The organism is Saccharothrix carnea (assembly GCF_003014735.1).
Classification (GTDB): domain Bacteria; phylum Actinomycetota; class Actinomycetes; order Mycobacteriales; family Pseudonocardiaceae; genus Actinosynnema; species Actinosynnema carneum.
Map to the genome: position 1 here is coordinate 143,466 of NZ_PYAX01000012.1, position 17,116 is coordinate 160,581.

Consider the following 17,116-nt stretch of genomic DNA (forward strand, 5'->3'; position numbering starts at 1 on the left):
GGACATCGCCTCGCCGGAAAGGTCGACGTTCTTGATCGTGACGACCAGGCCACATCGCCTGGCTGTCCGGCACCGCGACCGGGTAGTTTCGGCGTCGTCCGCGCACCAGCCACGGGGAGCACATGCGATTCCTCTTCCGCCCACCCGCCGCCGAGGCCGGTGGACTGCTCGCCCTGCCGTGGGCCCAGCCCCTGGAGGACTGGGACGAGAAGCTGCTGCTGACCGTCCCGCAACGCGGCATCTCGCGGCACGTCGTGCGGTTCGTGGCCAGCGAGGGCCGGGTGTACGCGCTCAAGGAGATCGCCGAGTCGCTGGCCCGGCACGAGTACGCCGTGCTGGGCGAGCTGGAGCGGGAGGGCATGCCCTCGGTGTCGGTGCTCGGGCTGTGCGTCGACCGCCCGGACGACCAGCAGGCCATCCTGGTCACCCGCTACCTCGACCACTCGATGTCCTACCGCTACCTGTTCTCCAGCCCGCGCGGCGAGCACTCGGCCGACCGCCTGGTGGACACCCTGGTCGAGCTGCTCGTGCGGCTGCACCTGTCCGGCACGTTCTGGGGCGACTGCTCGCTGTCGAACACGCTGTTCCGGCTCGACGCGGGCAGCCTGGCCGCGTACCTGGTCGACGCCGAGACCGTCGAACGGCACCCGCAGCTGTCCGCCGGCCAGCGCACCTACGACGTCGACCTGGCCCGGGAGCGCATCGGCGGCGAGCTGATGGACCTCGAAGCCGGTGGCCTGCTGCCATCCGACATCGACCCGATCCAGGTGGCCGACAGCGTGCCCGAGCGGTACGCGGCGCTGTGGGACGAGGTGACCCGCGAGGAGTTCTTCCGGCTGGACGAGCAGCGCTACCGGGTCGCCGAACGCCTCCGCCGGCTCAACGACCTCGGCTTCGACGTCGGCGAGGTCGAACTGGTCACCTCCGAGAGCGGCGCGCGGCTGCGGGTGGACATCCGGGTCGCCGAGATCGGCCAGAGCCGCCGCGAGCTGTTCAAGCTCACCGGCCTGGAGGTGCAGGAGGGCCAGGCCAGGCGCCTGCTCAACGACCTGCGCTCGTTCCGCGCCTACCTGGAGCAGCGCGACGGCGCGCCGGTCCCCGAGACCACGGCCGGCCACCTGTGGCGCAACGAGGTCTACGACCCGGTCGTCGCCGCCGTGCCGCCCGACCTGCTCGGCGTGCTGGCGCCGGCGGAGCTGTTCCACGAGGTGCTGGTGCACCGCTGGTTCCTGTCCGAGAACGCGGGCCGCGACGTCGGCACCACCGCGGCCCTGCGCTCCTACCTCGCCACCGTGCTGCCCGACCGGGAGGCGTCGGAGAGCGGGTTCGCCGACGACGACTTCGAGTGACCGCCGGCCGTCTACATTGGCTCGCATGATCTTCGGGATCGCGGCGCTCGTGCCCGCGTTGTTCTTCGTGGTCGGCGTGATCAGGGACCGGCGGCGGCTCGGCAACGCGGTGTGGCTCGGCGTGACGCTCGTGTTCCTGGTGCTGTGGCTGGTGTTCCGCGCCTCGGTCAACGGCGGGTGGTCCGCCGTCATCGTCGGGTACGCGCTGGCGGCCGTGCTGCTGTGCCTGGGTTTCGTGCTGCCGGCCGCGCTGGTCGCCAACGGCGTGCTGATGCTGCGCCGTGAGGGCTTCGGCCTGGCGAACCTGCTGTCGCTGCTCGCCGGGCTGGCGATCTTCGGCGTGGTGGCGGCGTTCGGCTTCGCCACCGCGCACACCGGACCGGTGGTCGACGCGGTGATCGGGTCGCTGCTGATCGTCGCGGCCTACGTCGCGTTCCTGTTCGTCAGCCTGCTGCTGTACTCGATCGTGTACGGCAGCATCGGCCGCCGGACGGGCTTCGACGCGATCGTGGTGCTCGGCGCGGGCCTGATCGGCGACCGGGTGCCACCGCTGCTGGCCGCCAGGCTGGACCGGGCCCTGCACCTGTACCACCGCGAGGTCGCCGCGGGCCGCACGCCGCTGCTCGTCGTCTCGGGCGGGCAGGGACCGGACGAGGAGGTGTCCGAGGCGGCGGCGATGCGCGACTACCTGCGGCGCCGCGACGTGCCCGACGAGCTGATCGTGCTGGAGGACCGGGCGACGACCACCGAGCAGAACCTGGCGTACAGCGCGGAACTCCTCGCCGACCGCGGCTGGACCGGCCGCGCGGTCGCCGTGACCAACAACTTCCACGTCTTCCGCGCCGCCGTCCTGGCCCGCAGGCTCCGGTTGCGCATGCAGATCATCGGCGCGCCGACCGCGTGGTACTTCCTGCCCAGCGCCTTCCTCCGCGAGTTCGCCGCCCTGCTCACCCACAACCCGATCGTGCACACCGTGACGTGCGGCCTGCTGGTCGGCCTGCACCTGCTGCTGACCCTCACCCCCTGACCGGGTGCGGCGCGGCGGTCAGAGGTAGCTGACGCCGGTCAGCTCCTCCGCCTCGGCCCAGAGCCGGCGGCCGACCGAGGGGTCGGCGGCTTCGCGGCTGGGGCGGACCTCCGTGACGTGGCCGCGCATCTCCCACGGGCCGGCGGGGCCGAAGAACCGGCCGCCGCGCACGTCGGGTGCGGTTGCGGCGTGGAGCTGGGGCAGGACGCCCCGGCTCACCGGCTGGGTGACGGCCACGAAGAGGCGCGGGATGATCGTCCGGGCCAGTCGGCCGCGGTCCTGCCACGCACGTGAGGTCAGGTTGGTGTTGGTCACGCCGGGGTGGGCGAGGGCGCTGACGATCGGCGAGCCGGTGGCGCGCAGGCGCCGGTCGAGTTCGAGGCCGAGGACGGTGGTGGCGAGCTTGGCGCGGCCGTACGCGCGGGCGGCGTCGAAGTCGCGCTCGGACATCAGGTCGTCGAAGTCGAGGTGGGCGTTCTTGTGGGTGATCGAGCTGAGGCTGATCACCCTGGCCGCCTCGGCGCGGCCCAGCGCGTCGAGCAGCAGGCCGGTGAGCGCGAAGTGACCCAGCGCGTTGGTCCCGAGGTGCAGCTCGAACCCGTCCGCAGTCGTGCGGGGCGGGCCGAGCAGGACGGCGCCCGCGTTGTTGACCAGCAGGTCGATCGACGGCACGTCGGCGAGCAGCGCGTCGGCGAACGCGCGGACCGACGCCAGCGAGGCCAGATCCAGCCGGCGCACGTCCAGCCCGGCACCGGCGACGGAGGTCCGGATCGCGGCGGCCGCGCGTGCACCGGCGTCCGGGTCGCGCACCGCGAGCACGACCCGTGCCCCGTGCCGGGCCAGCTCGGTCGCGGTGGCCAGGCCGAGCCCGGAGTTCGCGCCGGTGACGACGGCCACCCGGCCGCGCTGGTCGGGGATGTGGTCGGCGTTCCACTTGGTCATGGCGATGCCCCCAGGGGTGTGGACGGGTGATGACCACGACGTTATGGACCCTCCGGCGCGGTTGCGGCGTACTCGCCTGCCTGGGAATGCCGGACCTACCTTCGCCTCACGGCCGCACCGCACACTGGTGGACATGGCCGACGAACACCCGTACGCACGCGAGCTGGGGGACTTCCTCCGCTCCCGGAGGAACCGGCTGCGCCCGCGGGACGTGGGGCTGGAGCCGGGAGGGCGGCGCAAGGTGGCCGGCCTGCGGCGGGAGGAGCTGGCCCTGCTGGCCGGGTTGAGCACCGACTACTACCAGCGGATGGAGCAGGGCCGCGAGGTGAGGCCCTCGGACGGCGTCCTCGACGCCCTCGCCACCGCGCTGAACCTCGACGACGGGGAACGACGGCACCTGTTCACCCTCGCCCGCGCGGCACGGCGGTCGGTGCCCGCCCACCCGCGCCGCGGTCCCGAACACGTGCCGGACAGCACCCGGCACCTCCTGCACGCCCTCGGCACACCGGGGCTGGTGCTGGGCCGCCACCTCGACGTGCTCGCCTGGAACCCGCTCGCCGCGGCGTTGCTCGGCGATCCGGCCGGCCTGCCGCCCGCGGAGCGCAACCTGCTCCTCGGGCTGTTCCGGGATCCCGAGACCCGGTTGCGCTGCGCCGACTGGGAAGGCTTCGCCCTGCAGTACATCGGGATGCTGCGCACCGCCGTCGCCGCCGACCCCACCCACCCGCGCGCCACGGAGGTCATCGGCGCGCTGAGCATCCACAGCGCGGAGTTCCGGCGGCTCTGGGCCCGCTACGAGGTGCGCGAGTCGGTGCACGGCGCCAAGCTGTTCCACCACCCGGAGGTCGGCGAGCTCACCCTCACCTGGGACACCTACCCGCTGCCCGGCAACCCCGGCCCCGTGCTGCTGGTCTACACCGCCGAACCCGGCACCGCGGACGCCGACCGCCTCCAGCTGCTGGCCTCCCTGCACGCGACCCGCACCCGGACGACCGGACCGGACGCCGAGGACAGGACCGCGCGCCACCCGTGACCGTCGGCCGGGATTGTCCGGGATTCCCGCCTCCGGCTTTGCGCACACACCGCAGTTCTCGTCAACCGCCATCCGTCGATCGCCTTCTCGTGATTTGGGCGGATCGGCGTTCGGGTCGTGTGGAATAGTTTGTCAGTCAGACGTAGGACGTGTATATCTCGAACGTGAAGTTGCGTTGTCCGCCGCAGTGCCGCAGTGGCGTGGAATGGAGTGCGATTGGATACCGCGGGGGTCGCGGAGGCGATCGGGGTCTTCATCTCCGGGTGGAACGAGCACGACCTGGTCCGGCATTTCTCCGTCTTCGCCGAGGACGCGGATTTCGTCGATGTCGTCGGACGGCGCCTGCGCGGTCGGGCGGCGATGTTCGCCGACCAGTCGGCACGTCACGCGCAACGGTTCGCGGAGAGCTCGGTCCGCACCTTGGACCTGGACATCAGAATGGTTCGCGACGACGTCGCGCTGGTGCACTACCAGTGGGAGATGGTCGGCGACCGCGGGCCGGACGGCACGGGTCACGGGGTGCGTCGCGGAATCTTCACATTCACGCTCTGCCGTGAAGCGGATACTTGGCTCGTGGTGGCGGCGCACAACACCGAGTCGGTCGTGTGACGCCGGCTCTCCCCTCTGGAGGAGCATTGCGCGAGTTTTACGTGATAGATCACCCGATGTCCCCTGAACGCAAGACGGTGCCGTTGTCCCGATTATCGCCCGAGGTGCCTCCGGCATCTCGACGGATTCTCGGCGCCCGCCCGCTGGAAGTGCCGCTGCTCGTGCTGCGGGAGGAGCGGCGGTCGAACTCGGTGCTCGCGCTGGAGATGCCCGGAGAGCCCGTTCCCGACTACGACGAGTTGGGCCCGTTCTCCTCGGTCTCATCGCTCGCCTCCACGGAGACAGGCTTCCTGCAGACCCGCGTGCCGGTGTTCCACTTCCCCGGACCACTGGGTCGGGTGGCGGACCTGTGCCGGGAAGCGGGGGCCGAGATCGTGCGGCACGACGAGGTCGGGTTCAGGCTCTGGTTCGAGACCAACGTCGAGAAGTTCCCGCCGATCGCCGAACTGCGCCGGCACGCGGAGCAGCTGTCGCACGAGCAGCTGGAGGCGTTGCTGGTCCCGTTGATCTACCTCAACCACCTGTGGCGGCAGGGCAATCCCGAAAACGAACCGGCCCTCGGGCCGAGCGCGATGCCCGATCCGCTGCACGAACTGCTGACGCACGTCGCCGCCGAGGTCGGGACGATCCCGCGGTTCAGCCAGATCGTCATGACGATGATGGCGTGGCAGCTCGACGGGTCGAGCGACGGCGAACCGATCACCCACGGGGACCTGGTGTCGCTGGACCGGATGCGCCACCCGTTCTGGCTGGACGACGGCAACCAGAGCGAGCTCGACCTGTACCGGTCGTTCTTCGCCGTGGAGGCGTTCGGCGTCCCGTTGTACGGGTGGGGTGCGTACGCGCTGGAATGCGCGGCGACCGACGACCGGGCCGGGGGCGCGCTCGCGCTGACGATGGTCCGCGCGGCCCTCCGCAACGTCTACACGTACACGAAGATGCTGATACCGCGGATCGACGCCCACCAGTTCCGCCGGTTGCAGGTCACCTACGGCTGGGTCGGCGACGAGGTGAACGGCGTCGCGTCGGGCTACCAGCTGCCGTTCATGCTGATGCTCGACGCGCTGTTCCACGTGAACTACCAGCACGACGGCGTGGTGGCCGCGAGGGCGAACAACCTGCGGTTCGTCCCGGAGCACTGGAAGCGCTTCTTCCGCATGGTCTACAACCGGCAGCCGAGCTTGAAGACCTGGGTCGCCGACGCCGGTGACGCCGACCTGGAAGCCGCCTACCTCGGCTGCGTCCAGCTCTTCAGCCTCTTCCGGCAGATGCACCGACACCTCGGCGGTCAGGTCATCAAGGGCGGCACGACCACCGGCCGCATCTTCGCCGACCACCAGGACAACTACGTCAACTTCATGGACGAGATGGCCGCGCTGGTCGCGGACACCACGGCGACGGGTGACCTCTCCGTGCCCGTGACGCCGGACAGCCCGACCGCGGCGGCCAGCCGCGGCGAGCTGCGATGATCACGGTGACCATCGCCGGTGAGCCGTTCCGCGTCCCGGCGGGCAGCACCCTGCAACAACTCGACGACCTCCACCGCACCGCTCTGGTGTTCGGCTGCCGAGCAGCGCAGTGCGGCGCGTGCGTCATCCGGATAACGTCCGGCGCCACGCACCTGAACCAGCCCGAGCAGGACGAGTTGGACGTGCTCGACGTGCTCGACGTCGACGGCGACCACCGCCTTGCCTGCCAGTGCACCGTGTTCGGTGACATCTCCCTGGAAGTCGCCGAGTAGGACGGCCTCGGGGCGGCCGGTGCGGCGGGTCGTGCGTCGCTTGTGGACTCGCTGTCCGGTCCTCAGCGCAGGTGCTCGGCGAACCACGACACGATCAACTCGACGGTGTCGGCGAGACCGGCCCGGTCGATGCCGTGCCCGACGCCGGGGTGCAGCACGAGCCGGGCCGGTTTGCCCAGCTCGCGCAGCTTGCGGTACATCCGCTCGGACTCCGCCGGGTTGACGTTCGCGTCGTTCTCGCCGTGCATGATCAGCACCGGCGCGGTGAGCCGGTGCGCGTGCTCGAGCGGGCTGCGCGCGGTGAGGGCCGCCACGTCGGCCGGGTCGTCGGGGTCGCCGATCCAGTCGACGGCCCGCTTGCGCCAGGTCGGCGGGAAGCCGCGGATGTCGTTGAGCAGGTCCGAGGGGCCGCACTCGCTCACACCGGCACGCCACAGGTCCGGCAGCAGGGTCAGGCACGCGAGCGCGGCGAACCCGCCGTACGACGCGCCGTGCACGCCCAGCCGGGTCGGGTCCGCCCACGGCACGTCGTCGAGCAGCCGCACCGACGCCTCCAGGTCGGCCAGGTCGCCGCCACCCCAGTCGCGGTAGATCAACCGCTGGAAGCGCATCCCGTAGCCGGACGAACCGCGGATGTTCGGCGCCAGCACACCGATCCCGCGCGCCAGCAGCGCCTGCACCACCGGCTCGAACACCGGGCGGGACTGCCACTCCGGTCCACCGTGGACGGTCACCACGACCGGCACCGGGTGGTCCGCGCTCGCCGTGGGCGGCTGGTAGAGCAGGCACGGCACGGTTTCGCCATCGGCGCCGACCGCGCGGACGATCGTCGGCGGCACGATCGGGCCCGGCAGCCGGGCACCGCAGTCGGTGAGCTGCCTGGCCTCGCCGCCCGGGAGGTCGACCAGGAACAGGTCGGTCGCCGCGTCCGGCCGTCCGAGCTGCACCAGCAGCTCACCGGACGCGGTGAACCGCGGCGCGTACCCGTCGATGCCGAACTCGACCACGGCGACACCACGCGGGAGCCCGGTGACGTCCCGGGGCGTGCCGTCCACGTCAGACCAGCGCAGCCGGGTGTAGCCGTCCTCGTTGAGGCCCCACGCCAACCGCGTGCCGTCCGGTGACAGCGCGGCACCCTCCACATCGGACTCCGGCGTGTCGACCCACGTCAACTCACCGCTCGTGGACAGCACCGCCAACCCGAGGAAGTCCCGGCCGTGCGTGGTGCACAGGTAGACGCCGGACGAGTCGGGCAGCCACGCCACCGGCTCGTACTTCACCGGGCCGTCGTGCGGGGTGAGCAGCCGGACCTCGTCGGTGGCCAGGTCGCACAGGAACAGGTCGTGCTCGGTGTTCTGGTGCAGCCGCAGCACGAGCAGCAGCCGCGAGTCGGGGGAGAAGCCCATCGGCAGGTAGCGGTCGTCGCCGCGCAGCACGATCCGCTCGTCACCGGTGCGCAGGTCGCGCACCAGCACGTCGAACACCTCGCGGTCACGGGCGTTGGAGGCGTAGGTGAGCAGCGTCCCGTCCGCGTTGTAGGGCCGTCCCGTGCCGCCGTGCGGCGTGCCGATCTCGCACCGCACACCCTCCCGCGCGACCAGCCACTCGACCTCGCCCGTCCACGGGTCGACCTCGGCCAGCCTGAAGTCCTCGCCGCCGTCGAGGTCGGTCAGCACGAGCAGCCGCGCGCCGTCCGGCCGCCACACGCACCGGCCGACCGACCCGGGCACCTCCACGTGCCGCGCGGTGCCGTCCAGCGGCAGCACCCACGGCTGGGGGCGACCGGAGGCGTCGCTGAGGTAGGCCACGGTCTTGCCGTCCGGGCTGGGCTCCGCGCCGGTCAGCCACTCGAAGTCGGTCCAGCCCGCCGCTGCCGGTGCGTCCACGGTCACCCCTTGAGTGATTTCACGAAGTGCAATCGGTACCAGTGAATCAAACCACTGGCGCGCACGGCAAGGTCACGTGGGTTAGCCTCTGCGCCGTGCCGGCCCTGCCCGATCAACCCGCCCGCGACGCCACGGTCGAGGAGCTGAAGGCGCTCGCGCACCCGCTGCGCTGGCGCATCCTGCGGTTGTGCTTCGACCGGGCGTTGACCAACAAGGAGCTGTCGGACCGGCTCGGCGTGGCGCCGGCGACCGTGCTGCGGCACGTGCGCGCGTTGGTGAAGAACGACTTCCTGGCCCCGGAACCGGTGCGCAGCGGCACGCGCGGCGCGTTGGAGCGGCCGTACCGGGCGACCGGCCGGACGTGGCGGCTCGGGCTGGTCGACGTCGAGGGCGAGGGCCTGGCCCAGCGCGTGGACCTCGCCATGTTCGCCGCCCACCGCGCCGAGGTGCTCGAAGCCGGGCCGGACGCCAACCGCGAGACGGCCAGGGGCGTGCTGCGCCTCAACGCCGCGTCACAGGCCGAGCTGAACGCCCGGATGCTCGCGCTGATCACCGAGTTCGTCCGGCGCGACGAGCCGGACGGCGAACCGTTGAGCTACCTGTGGTCCTTGGTCGCACGTCTTGAGCGTTGACCGGACACACCTGGTTCCGCACGCCGGTGACGACCCCGGACGGGGCTACTCGGCGGGCACGCCGATGACGTAGAAGGTGGAGCCCTGGTCGTCCGCGGCCTTCACCATCCGGCCGTACGGCGTGTCCACCGGCTCGTCCGTGATCGTGCCGCCCAAGGCCTTGATCTTCTCGGCGGCCGCGTCGGCGTCGGCGACCTGGAAGTAGACCTGCCAGCCGCCCGCGCCCGCGCCGATGCCGCCGACCGGTTGCCCGCCGTCCTCGACCTCGATGGCGAAGTAGTCCTCGGCGCCCTCGACTTCGCTGTACGTGCAGCCGAACACCTTGGCGTAGAAGTCCTTCGCGGTGGTGACGTCGCCGCTCATGTGCTCGCTCCAGACCAGGCTGCCGGGCTCGTTGGCCAGGTCCACGCCGGTGTTGGTGCCGGACTGCCACAGGCCGAACAGCACGCCGACCGGGTCGACCGCGATGGCCATCGTGCCCTTGTCGCCGACGACCATCGGACCGAAGGCGACCTGGCCACCCGCGTCGGTGACCGCCTGGACGGACGCCGCGACGTCCTCGGTGGCGAGGTAGGTCGTCCACTCGGACGGCTGGTCCGGTTCCTGCTTGGGCCCGATGCCGGCGACCGGGTGGTCGTCCTTCAGCGCCACGCCGTAGCCGCCGTACTCGGGGCCGGCGATGTCGAACACCCAGCCGAACAGCCCGCCGTAGAAGGCGACGGCGCGGTCGACGTCGGTGCTGATGTCGACCCAGCAGGGCGTGCCGACGGGCCACGAACTCGTGCGAACCACCATGATCGAACCCTTCGCGTGCGGGATTGTCGGGCGACCGGGCCAACGCTAAACCCGGCCATCGACAACCGCGCGTCGTGAGAGCACCTCCGGTTTCTCCGCCCCGACCGGTGGTGGGAAAGCTGCATGTAACCCATCTAGGGGGTGATTTACTTACCCATATCGCGATACTGGTGGTCTTGAACCTCTTCCCTGCGGAGGCGTCATGACCGTTCGAACCCGAGCCGCGGCGACCATCGCCGCGGTGCTCTCCGCCGCGATCGCCGGGACACCCGCGACCGCCGCACCCGTCGACCTCACCTCCGCGGTGGTGGCCGAGGTACGCCACCGCGCCACCGCGATGGTCACCGCGGACCGCTCCACCGTGGTCACACCGGCACGGCAGCACGGTGACTGGGCGTTCGGCACCGCCGTGCTCACCACCCCTCCCGGCTCGCCGCGGTTGCCAGACGGCTGGCTGTTCGTCGCCCACCGCGCAGACGGTGCGTGGACGGTGGCACTGGAGGGCGAACCGGGGTTCGCCGAGCTGACCGGACGCGCGCCGGTCGTCGGTGAAGCGGAACGCCCCCTGCTCGCCCACCAGGACGGCCGGCCCACCACGGCCGCGGGCGGCGATCTGCGCACCGGCATGGCCCTGCCGTTCGCGGTGGGGCAGACCTGGGCGATGGCGGGCGGGCCGCACGGGTGGTCCGGCGCCGCCGCGCCGTGGAGCTCCCTCGACCTCGCCGGAGGCGACCAGCGCGTGCTCGCCGCCCGCGCCGGCACCGCCTACACGATGTGCACCGGGTGGGTCCGCGTCATCCACGACCGCGGCTACGCCACCGACTACTACCACCTGTGGAACAACATCAACGTCAACGGTGCCGCCGTCAGCCAGGGCACGTTCCTCGGCCACACCGGCACGGACGTCACCTGCGGCGGTGCCGCGTCCGGCAGGCACGTGCACTTCGGGTTGCGGCAGAACAGCGCCTACGTCGGCATCGCCGAGCACAACGTCGGCAAGTGGGTGCCGCAGAACGGCGCGTCGGCCTACCAGGGCTCGGCACTGCACGGCAGCACCCGCGTGTACGCCGGTGGTTCCGTCCACAACTACGGCGCTCTCGGCTTCACGCAGGGCGTGATCGACGCCAACGGCGGCGGCACCGTCAACAAGCGCACCGGTCCCGGCACGGGTCACGCCCTCGCCGGCAGCGTCGACGACGGTGCCACGGTCAGCGTTTCCTGTTCCGCCAACGGCACCACGCACACCGGCCGGTGGGGCACCACCAGCCTCTGGAACAGGCTGACGGACGGCACCTGGGTCACCGACGCGTTCATGTGGACCGGCGTCACGGGGCCGGTGAACGGCTACTGCTGACCCCGGAACCCTCCGCGGCCGGACCGCACCGGCCGCGGAGGTGCCGGCGCTACTCGAAGAACTTCAGGCTCCAGCCGGTGTCCGAGGTCGGTCCCGGGACGTTGGCGCGGCGGTAGGTCGTGTTGCCCCACCAGACGAACGAGCCGGTGTACCAGTAGCGGTTGTCCCAGTGGTACGGCGTGCCCTTGGCCACCGCGTGGTACATCATCGGGAACTTGGGGCCCGCCGGGGGACTGGTGGCGATGTCGCCGTCGAGCAGCACGAACGTGTGGTGGCCCGGGCCGTTGACGTACAGCGTGGGATCCCACCCGGACATCATGGTCGCCCGGTTCGAGCCGAACAGGCAGCCGTTCGACTTGTACCAGTCCCAGACGTAGGTGGGATCGCCACCGGCGCGCAGACGGAGGTCCGCGACGCAGTACTGCTCGCTCCAGCTGCCGTTGGCCGAGTAGGTGACGTGCAACTGGCCGTTGGGGTCCTTGATGACCTCGGGCGCCTCGTTGATGTACGGGTTGCCGACCACCCGTTCCCACGGCTCGCGGGGCTGCGAGATGACGTAGCGGTTGCCGACCGGCGTGAGGGGGTCGGACATGCGGGCGATGTAGAGGTTCTGCTCGACGTTGGTGGTGCACTCCCAGCCGGACCAGATGAAGTAGCGCTGGCCGTTGAACGTCACCGGGACGCCGTCGATGGCCCACCGGTCACCGGGCAGGGCCAGCTCGACCTCGCGGGTGTAGCCGGCGTCCGGCGAGGTGGAACTGATCGCGTACATGCGGTGTTCCGCGTCGTTGCCCGCCGTGAAGTAGATGTAGTAGCGGCCGCTGTCTCGGACGATTTCCGGTGCCCACACCGAGCCGAGGTTGGCGGTGTCACGCCAGACCAGGCGCGGGGTGGCGGCGGCCAGGCCGTCCGGGGACGACGCCTGGCGCACCTGGAGGCCGCCGCCGCCCACCTGCGCCGAGATGTAGGTGCCGCCGACGCGGATCACGCTCGGGTCGGCGGCGCGCAGGCCGGTTCGACCCAGTGCCGACAGTTGGCAGGCGTCGGTCGAGGTCGGCATCGGTTCGACGGCGACGGCCGGTGGTGCGGGAAGGGCGAGCGCGGCGACGGCCGCGACCGCGGTGAGGCGTTTGATCGTTCGCGCGATGCCGGAGGGGAAGGTCATGGGACTCCTCAGCGGTGCAGGGGACCACTCGCGTGACCGCACGCCCTCCGGCGGCTGTGGATCGTGAACGGCTCACGTCCAGCGAACGTAACACGGCCCGACCGGCGCCCGAGTGGTCCGACCGGTGGTGTGCGGCCGGGTCGCCCGCCCGGCCGGCGACGAGCCCACCGAGCCGCCGACCCGCCGACCCGCCGACCCGCCGAGCCACGCAGCCGCCGAGCCGCCGAGGGTTGGCGCACGCCGGGTGGCCGCGTCCGCCACCCGGCGTGGCCCCCATGTGGCCGCGCCCCCAGCATGGCCACCCCTGCGCGGCCACCCCCCAACGCGGCCACCCCCTCCAGCGTGGCCACCCCTGCGTGACCACCCCCAGCGTGGCTGATTCCCCGGCGTAGCCCACTAGCGTGGCCACCTCCCGGCGTGTGGCCCCGGGCGTGGCCACCCCCAGCGTGGTCACGCCCTAGGCCTGGCTACCCCCGGCTGAGGCGCCACGAGAGGACCTGTGTCGTGCGGTCGCGTTGGTCAGCCGGCCAGGCCGGTCAGCGTGACGCCCACGTTGAAGTTCTGGCGGGTGGGCAGCAGCGTCCTGATCTCGCGCAGGTCGTGGTACGGGTCCGGTGGTGGCGGTGGCGGTAGGGGGAACGGCCGGCGCAGCCACCACCAGATCAGCCAGAACCAGCGGTCGAGGCCGCACCAGCCGACGTAGAGGTAGTCGTTGCCGCCGTAGACCAGGGCCAGTGGGTTGCCGGGAGCGTGCACCGCCGGACCGGTGATGGTCCACGGGTCCGGCACGCCGCCGTACGCGTCGGTGGCCGCCCTGATCGCACCGTCCGCCCCGGCGTAGGTGACGACGAACTGACCGGTCGGGGCCGTCGTCGCGGCCAGGTGCGCACCGATCGGCACGGCACCGGCCCCGGACAGCGCCACCCTCGGTTGCGGTGTCAAGCCCGCGAACGGTATCCGCCACAGCCGACCGTCCGTGCCGGTGAAGAAGGTCGCGACGCCGTTCGCACCCGAAGCGGCCGCCACGGGAGAACCCTGAGCGGCCACGTTGGCGGGGGTGGCCGCGGTGGTGCTCCAGATGGCGATCGGGCCGGCGGGCCCCGTGCCGATCCGGCCGACCGAGGTGTGCACGCCCCCGTTGCCGCCGACGAAGGCCACCCCGAACCGGTCCGCCACCCCGAAAGCGGCCAGCGGCGTCGCCGACGACACCGTGCCGGGCCCGACCAGCGGCGCCGGCCCGACGACGACGCCTCCCGACCGCGAGTACAGGGCGTGGTGGATCGAACCGTTGGCACCGGTGAAGTGGACGTGCGTGCCGGCCTGCCCCTCGACCGCCGCGATCCGACCGCCCGGTGCGGCCAAGCCGCCCTGGGGGTGCCGGACGAAGCCCATGCCGGAGCCGGTGGCGCTGGTGAACCCGGCGACCAGGCCGCCGTGGTTGCCGATGGTGAACACGGCGACGCCGCCGTCCGCCCGCCGGACCACGCTGAGGTTGCCACCGGGCGGGCCGATCACGGTGGGGCTGACGGCCGCGGTGGAGTTGGAGCCGGTCGTGTGGAGCCGGCCGTCCGCACCGATGTGGAAGCCGGCGAGCGAGGGGTCCGCGTCGGCCGCGGCCGGCGCGGCGAAGCCGACCGGCAGGGCGGTGATCGCGCCGCACGCGACCAGCGCTCGGAGCAGGTCGCGCCGGGTGGTGCCGGCAGGCGCGCTGTTCGTGGGAATCATGGGGCCACGCTAGGAAAGCCGGGTGTTGTCCGGCGGCTTCCGGAACGCGGACGGCTACCGTGAGGTCGGACGGCGTGACGGTCGGCGACCGGGGTGAGGATCATGGCGCAGGGCTCCAGACAGGTGTTGGACGCGTTCGTCGGCGAGCTCGACCGGTTGCGGCAGTGCGCGGGCGCGCCGTCGTTGACCCAGATCGCGTCCTCGGCGACCGCGATCGGCCACCCCCTCGCCCGGTCGACCGTGAGCGACAAGCTGAACGCGAAGTCGTTGCCCGAGTGGGACTTCGTCGTCGCCTTCGTCCGCGCCTGCCTGGCCCACGCCGAGCGGACCGGCCTGCGGGTGCCGGACGACCTCGCCGACCTGGCCTGGTGGGACGCCGCGCACTGGGAACTGCTCCGCGCGATCGACGGCGACCGCGCCACCGATCGGCTCGCCGTCGCCGCGCAGGGCGAGGTGCGTCGTCGCCAGGCGCGCACCCGGTCGCCGGAACACGACGCGTGGGTGGTGCCGCGGCAGCTGCCCGCGCCGGTACCCCACTTCGCCGGTCGGGCGGAGCCGCTGGCCCGGTTGGCGGAACTGCTCGACGAGCCCGCGCCGACGATGGTGATCACGGCCATCGGCGGCACCGCGGGCGTGGGCAAGACCTCGCTGGCGGTGTTCTGGGCCGACCGGGTGGCCGATCGCTTCCCGGACGGCCAGCTGTACGTGAACCTGCGCGGTTTCGACGCGGTGCCGGCGCAGGTCGACCCCACCGTCGTGCTGAGGGGTTTCCTGGAGGCGCTGGGCGCACCCGTCGAGCGCATCCCCACCGACCTGGACGCCCAGACCGGGTTGTACCGGAGCCTGCTGATCGGCCGCCGGGTGCTGGTGCTGCTGGACAACGCCCGTGACGCCGAGCAGGTGCGACCGCTGTTACCGGGATCGCCCGGCTGCCTCGTGCTGATCACCAGCCGGCGGCAGCTGACCGGGCTGGTCGCGGCGGAGGGCGCGCACCCGATCGTGTTGGACCTGCTGTCCGACGCCGAGGCGCGGGACGTGCTGGCACTGCGGCTCGGCGCGCGACGGGTCGAGGCGGAGCCGGAGGCGGTGCGGCGCATCGTCACCGCGTCCGCCGGGCTGCCGCTCGCGCTGGCGGTCGTGGCGGCCCGCGCCCGCACCTTTCCCGGTTTCCCTCTCTCCCGGCTGGCCGACGAGCTGGAGGAAGCCAGGTTGGACGGGTTCGCGGGCGCCGAGCCCGCGATGGACCTCCGGTTCGTGTTCTCCTGGTCGTGCCGGCAACTGGAGGCGCCGACCGCCCGGTTGTTCCGACTGCTCGGGCTGCACCCGGGTGGCGGGTTCGGCCCGCACGCGGCGGCGAGCCTGGCCGGGCAGCCCGTCGCGGAGACCCGTCGCCGGCTGGCCGCCCTGACCGACGCCAACCTGGTGTCCGAGCCGTCGCCGGGGCGGTACGGGATGCACGACCTGCTGCGGGCGTACGCCGCCGAACAGGCCGAGGCGGTCGAGGAGGGCCGCCACGCCCTCGGTCGGCTGCTCGACCACTACCTGCACGCCGCCCACACCGCGGACCTGCTGCTGTACCCCCACCGTGACGCGATCACGTTGCCGCACCTCCCGGACGGGGTGGTCCTGCCGACGTTCGCGGGGCGCGAGCAGGCGTGGGCGTGGCTCACCGCCGAGCACCAGGTGCTGCTCAACGCGATCGAGCTCGCCGCCGCGGCCGGCTTCGACACCCACGCCTGGCAGCTCGCGTGGTCGATGAGCACCTACCTCGACCGGATCGGGGCGTGGGCCGAGCAGAGCAGGGTCCAGGAGGTCGCGGTGGGCGCGGGTGCCCGGCTGGGTGACCTCGACGCGCAGGCACGTGCGCGGCGCAACTGGGCGGTGGCGTGCCTGCGCGGCAAGCGGTACGCCGAAGCCGGCGAGCACCTGCGTCTGGCACTGGACCTGTACGACGAGCTCGGCGATCACGTCGGCGCCGCCAGGACGGTGCTGAACCTGGGCATCCTCGCCGAGGAGCAGGCCGACTTCCCGGCCGCGCTGGCGCACGCGCGGCGGGCGTTCGACCGCTTCGCGCTGGCCGGGCACGTGCACGGGCAGGCCAACGCGCTCAACAACATCGGCTGGTACCAGGTGCGGCTCGGCGACTACGAGAGCGCCCTCGACCACTGCCGGCGGGCACTGGCCCTGCAGCAGGAGACCGGCAACACCTACTGGCAGGCGCACACCTGGGACAGCCTCGGCTCCGCGCACCACCACCTCGGCGAGCACCCGGAGGCGATCCGCTGCTTCGGCGAGGCGCTGGCGTTGTGGCGGGACGCCGGTGAGCGCTTCTTCGAGGCGACGACGTTGACGCACCTCGGCGACTCGCAGCACGCGATCGGCGATACGGGCGGCGCGCGGTCGACGTGGCTGCGAGCCGCCGCCATCCTCGACGACCTGGCGCACCCCGACGCGGGGCCGGTGCGCGCCAGGCTGCACGCGGCGACCCCGTGACGACTCAGGTGGCCGCGATGCTGGGTGAACCGGCGGGTGTCCACGTCGAGGGTGGCGACCTTGTTCAGCTGCGGCAGGTCGAACACCGCGGTCCGGCCGGGGCCACCGTGTGGACCCTGGACGACCTCGCGGACGGTGGGGCGATGCTCGCGGTGGTGGCCGTACTGTCGGTGGTAGCCGCGGCGCTGGTCGTGGACGTCGTGCGGCGCATCGGCGCCTGGCAGTCCGCGCCCGGCTTCTTCACGCCGCCCGCCGACGACCCGCGGTGGCAGCGCCCGGAGTAGGTACCCGGCCGACCGCGCGGTGCGACGGGGCAACGATGCGGGTTGTTCGGGCACCGCGCGGTTGCCGCCGGTGCGGTGGTC

General features: G+C 72.3%; 15 protein-coding genes. 10 read left to right on the forward strand and 5 right to left on the reverse strand.

Annotated elements, in window-relative coordinates:
• The first annotated feature begins 122 nt into the window (after positions 1-122).
• On the forward strand, positions 123-1,349 hold the full coding sequence (locus tag B0I31_RS30405) for a DUF4032 domain-containing protein (protein WP_106618822.1): 1,227 nt from the start codon (positions 123-125) through the stop codon (positions 1,347-1,349).
• 25 nt (positions 1,350-1,374) lie between these two features.
• Positions 1,375-2,376 (forward strand): YdcF family protein, encoded by a 1,002-nt coding sequence (locus tag B0I31_RS30410; protein WP_106618823.1) that lies wholly within the window; start codon positions 1,375-1,377, stop codon positions 2,374-2,376.
• Positions 2,377-2,394: 18 nt separating this feature from the next.
• Here B0I31_RS30410 and B0I31_RS30415 read toward each other — a convergent pair whose 3' ends face one another.
• Complete coding sequence (locus B0I31_RS30415; RefSeq protein ID WP_106618824.1) at positions 2,395-3,318, reverse strand: oxidoreductase; 924 nt, start codon at positions 3,316-3,318, stop codon at positions 2,395-2,397.
• Positions 3,319-3,451: 133 nt separating this feature from the next.
• Between B0I31_RS30415 and B0I31_RS30420 the strand changes: the two genes are divergently transcribed.
• The 4 genes from B0I31_RS30420 to B0I31_RS30435 all read left to right on the forward strand — a co-directional run bounded on the left by B0I31_RS30420 (position 3,452) and on the right by B0I31_RS30435 (position 6,701).
• Entirely contained in the window at positions 3,452-4,351 is a 900-nt protein-coding gene (locus B0I31_RS30420) for a helix-turn-helix domain-containing protein (protein ID WP_106618889.1), read from the forward strand.
• Positions 4,352-4,567: 216 nt separating this feature from the next.
• Complete coding sequence (locus B0I31_RS30425) at positions 4,568-4,960, forward strand: YybH family protein (protein WP_181320536.1); 393 nt, start codon at positions 4,568-4,570, stop codon at positions 4,958-4,960.
• A 56-nt stretch (positions 4,961-5,016) separates the two neighbouring features.
• A complete protein-coding gene (locus tag B0I31_RS30430; protein WP_146173998.1) occupies positions 5,017-6,429 on the forward strand; it encodes a hypothetical protein in 1,413 nt (470 codons plus the stop codon).
• On the forward strand, positions 6,426-6,701 hold the full coding sequence (locus B0I31_RS30435; RefSeq protein ID WP_106618827.1) for a 2Fe-2S iron-sulfur cluster-binding protein: 276 nt from the start codon (positions 6,426-6,428) through the stop codon (positions 6,699-6,701). The genes B0I31_RS30430 and B0I31_RS30435 overlap by 4 nt, the downstream gene beginning before the upstream one ends.
• 62 nt (positions 6,702-6,763) lie before the next feature.
• Here the strand turns inward: B0I31_RS30435 and B0I31_RS30440 are convergent, their stop codons facing one another.
• Complete coding sequence (locus tag B0I31_RS30440; protein ID WP_146173999.1) at positions 6,764-8,587, reverse strand: S9 family peptidase; 1,824 nt, start codon at positions 8,585-8,587, stop codon at positions 6,764-6,766.
• A 95-nt stretch (positions 8,588-8,682) separates the two neighbouring features.
• Between B0I31_RS30440 and B0I31_RS30445 the strand changes: the two genes are divergently transcribed.
• On the forward strand, positions 8,683-9,219 hold the full coding sequence (locus B0I31_RS30445) for an ArsR/SmtB family transcription factor (protein WP_245950556.1): 537 nt from the start codon (positions 8,683-8,685) through the stop codon (positions 9,217-9,219).
• 45 nt (positions 9,220-9,264) lie between these two features.
• Here the strand turns inward: B0I31_RS30445 and B0I31_RS30450 are convergent, their stop codons facing one another.
• Positions 9,265-10,014, reverse strand: a complete 750-nt coding sequence (locus B0I31_RS30450) for a VOC family protein (protein ID WP_106618829.1) — start codon at positions 10,012-10,014, stop codon at positions 9,265-9,267.
• A gap of 202 nt (positions 10,015-10,216) precedes the next feature.
• Here B0I31_RS30450 and B0I31_RS30455 point away from each other — a divergent pair, with 202 nt between their 5' ends.
• Positions 10,217-11,368, forward strand: coding sequence for a M23 family metallopeptidase (locus B0I31_RS30455; RefSeq protein ID WP_106618830.1), 1,152 nt, complete (start codon positions 10,217-10,219; stop codon positions 11,366-11,368).
• Positions 11,369-11,417: 49 nt separating this feature from the next.
• Here the strand turns inward: B0I31_RS30455 and B0I31_RS30460 are convergent, their stop codons facing one another.
• Positions 11,418-12,533, reverse strand: a complete 1,116-nt coding sequence (locus tag B0I31_RS30460) for a glycoside hydrolase family 43 protein (RefSeq protein ID WP_219910866.1) — start codon at positions 12,531-12,533, stop codon at positions 11,418-11,420.
• Positions 12,534-13,052: 519 nt separating this feature from the next.
• Positions 13,053-14,258 (reverse strand): hypothetical protein, encoded by a 1,206-nt coding sequence (locus tag B0I31_RS40860; RefSeq protein WP_181320537.1) that lies wholly within the window; start codon positions 14,256-14,258, stop codon positions 13,053-13,055.
• A 102-nt stretch (positions 14,259-14,360) separates the two neighbouring features.
• Between B0I31_RS40860 and B0I31_RS30470 the strand changes: the two genes are divergently transcribed.
• The gene (locus B0I31_RS30470) at positions 14,361-16,751 is read left to right on the forward strand and encodes an ATP-binding protein (RefSeq protein ID WP_106618891.1); all 2,391 of its coding nucleotides are present in this window, start codon (positions 14,361-14,363) and stop codon (positions 16,749-16,751) included.
• Between the two features lie 17 nt (positions 16,752-16,768).
• Positions 16,769-17,035, forward strand: a complete 267-nt coding sequence (locus tag B0I31_RS40865; RefSeq protein ID WP_181320539.1) for a hypothetical protein — start codon at positions 16,769-16,771, stop codon at positions 17,033-17,035.
• The last annotated feature ends 81 nt before the right edge of the window (positions 17,036-17,116 follow it).

Coding starts and splice junctions, on each gene's coding strand:
- B0I31_RS30430 (WP_146173998.1), top strand. CDS start 5,017: ATGTCCCCTGAACGCAAGACGGTGCCGTTGTCCCGATTATCGCCCGAG.
- B0I31_RS30435 (WP_106618827.1), top strand. CDS start 6,426: ATGATCACGGTGACCATCGCCGGTGAGCCGTTCCGCGTCCCGGCGGGC.
- B0I31_RS30460 (WP_219910866.1), bottom strand. CDS start 12,533: ATGACCTTCCCCTCCGGCATCGCGCGAACGATCAAACGCCTCACCGCG.
- B0I31_RS30455 (WP_106618830.1), top strand. CDS start 10,217: ATGACCGTTCGAACCCGAGCCGCGGCGACCATCGCCGCGGTGCTCTCC.
- B0I31_RS30410 (WP_106618823.1), top strand. CDS start 1,375: ATGATCTTCGGGATCGCGGCGCTCGTGCCCGCGTTGTTCTTCGTGGTC.
- B0I31_RS40860 (WP_181320537.1), bottom strand. CDS start 14,258: ATGATTCCCACGAACAGCGCGCCTGCCGGCACCACCCGGCGCGACCTG.
- B0I31_RS30420 (WP_106618889.1), top strand. CDS start 3,452: ATGGCCGACGAACACCCGTACGCACGCGAGCTGGGGGACTTCCTCCGC.
- B0I31_RS30470 (WP_106618891.1), top strand. CDS start 14,361: ATGGCGCAGGGCTCCAGACAGGTGTTGGACGCGTTCGTCGGCGAGCTC.
- B0I31_RS30405 (WP_106618822.1), top strand. CDS start 123: ATGCGATTCCTCTTCCGCCCACCCGCCGCCGAGGCCGGTGGACTGCTC.
- B0I31_RS40865 (WP_181320539.1), top strand. CDS start 16,769: ATGCTGGGTGAACCGGCGGGTGTCCACGTCGAGGGTGGCGACCTTGTT.
- B0I31_RS30450 (WP_106618829.1), bottom strand. CDS start 10,014: ATGGTGGTTCGCACGAGTTCGTGGCCCGTCGGCACGCCCTGCTGGGTC.
- B0I31_RS30415 (WP_106618824.1), bottom strand. CDS start 3,318: ATGACCAAGTGGAACGCCGACCACATCCCCGACCAGCGCGGCCGGGTG.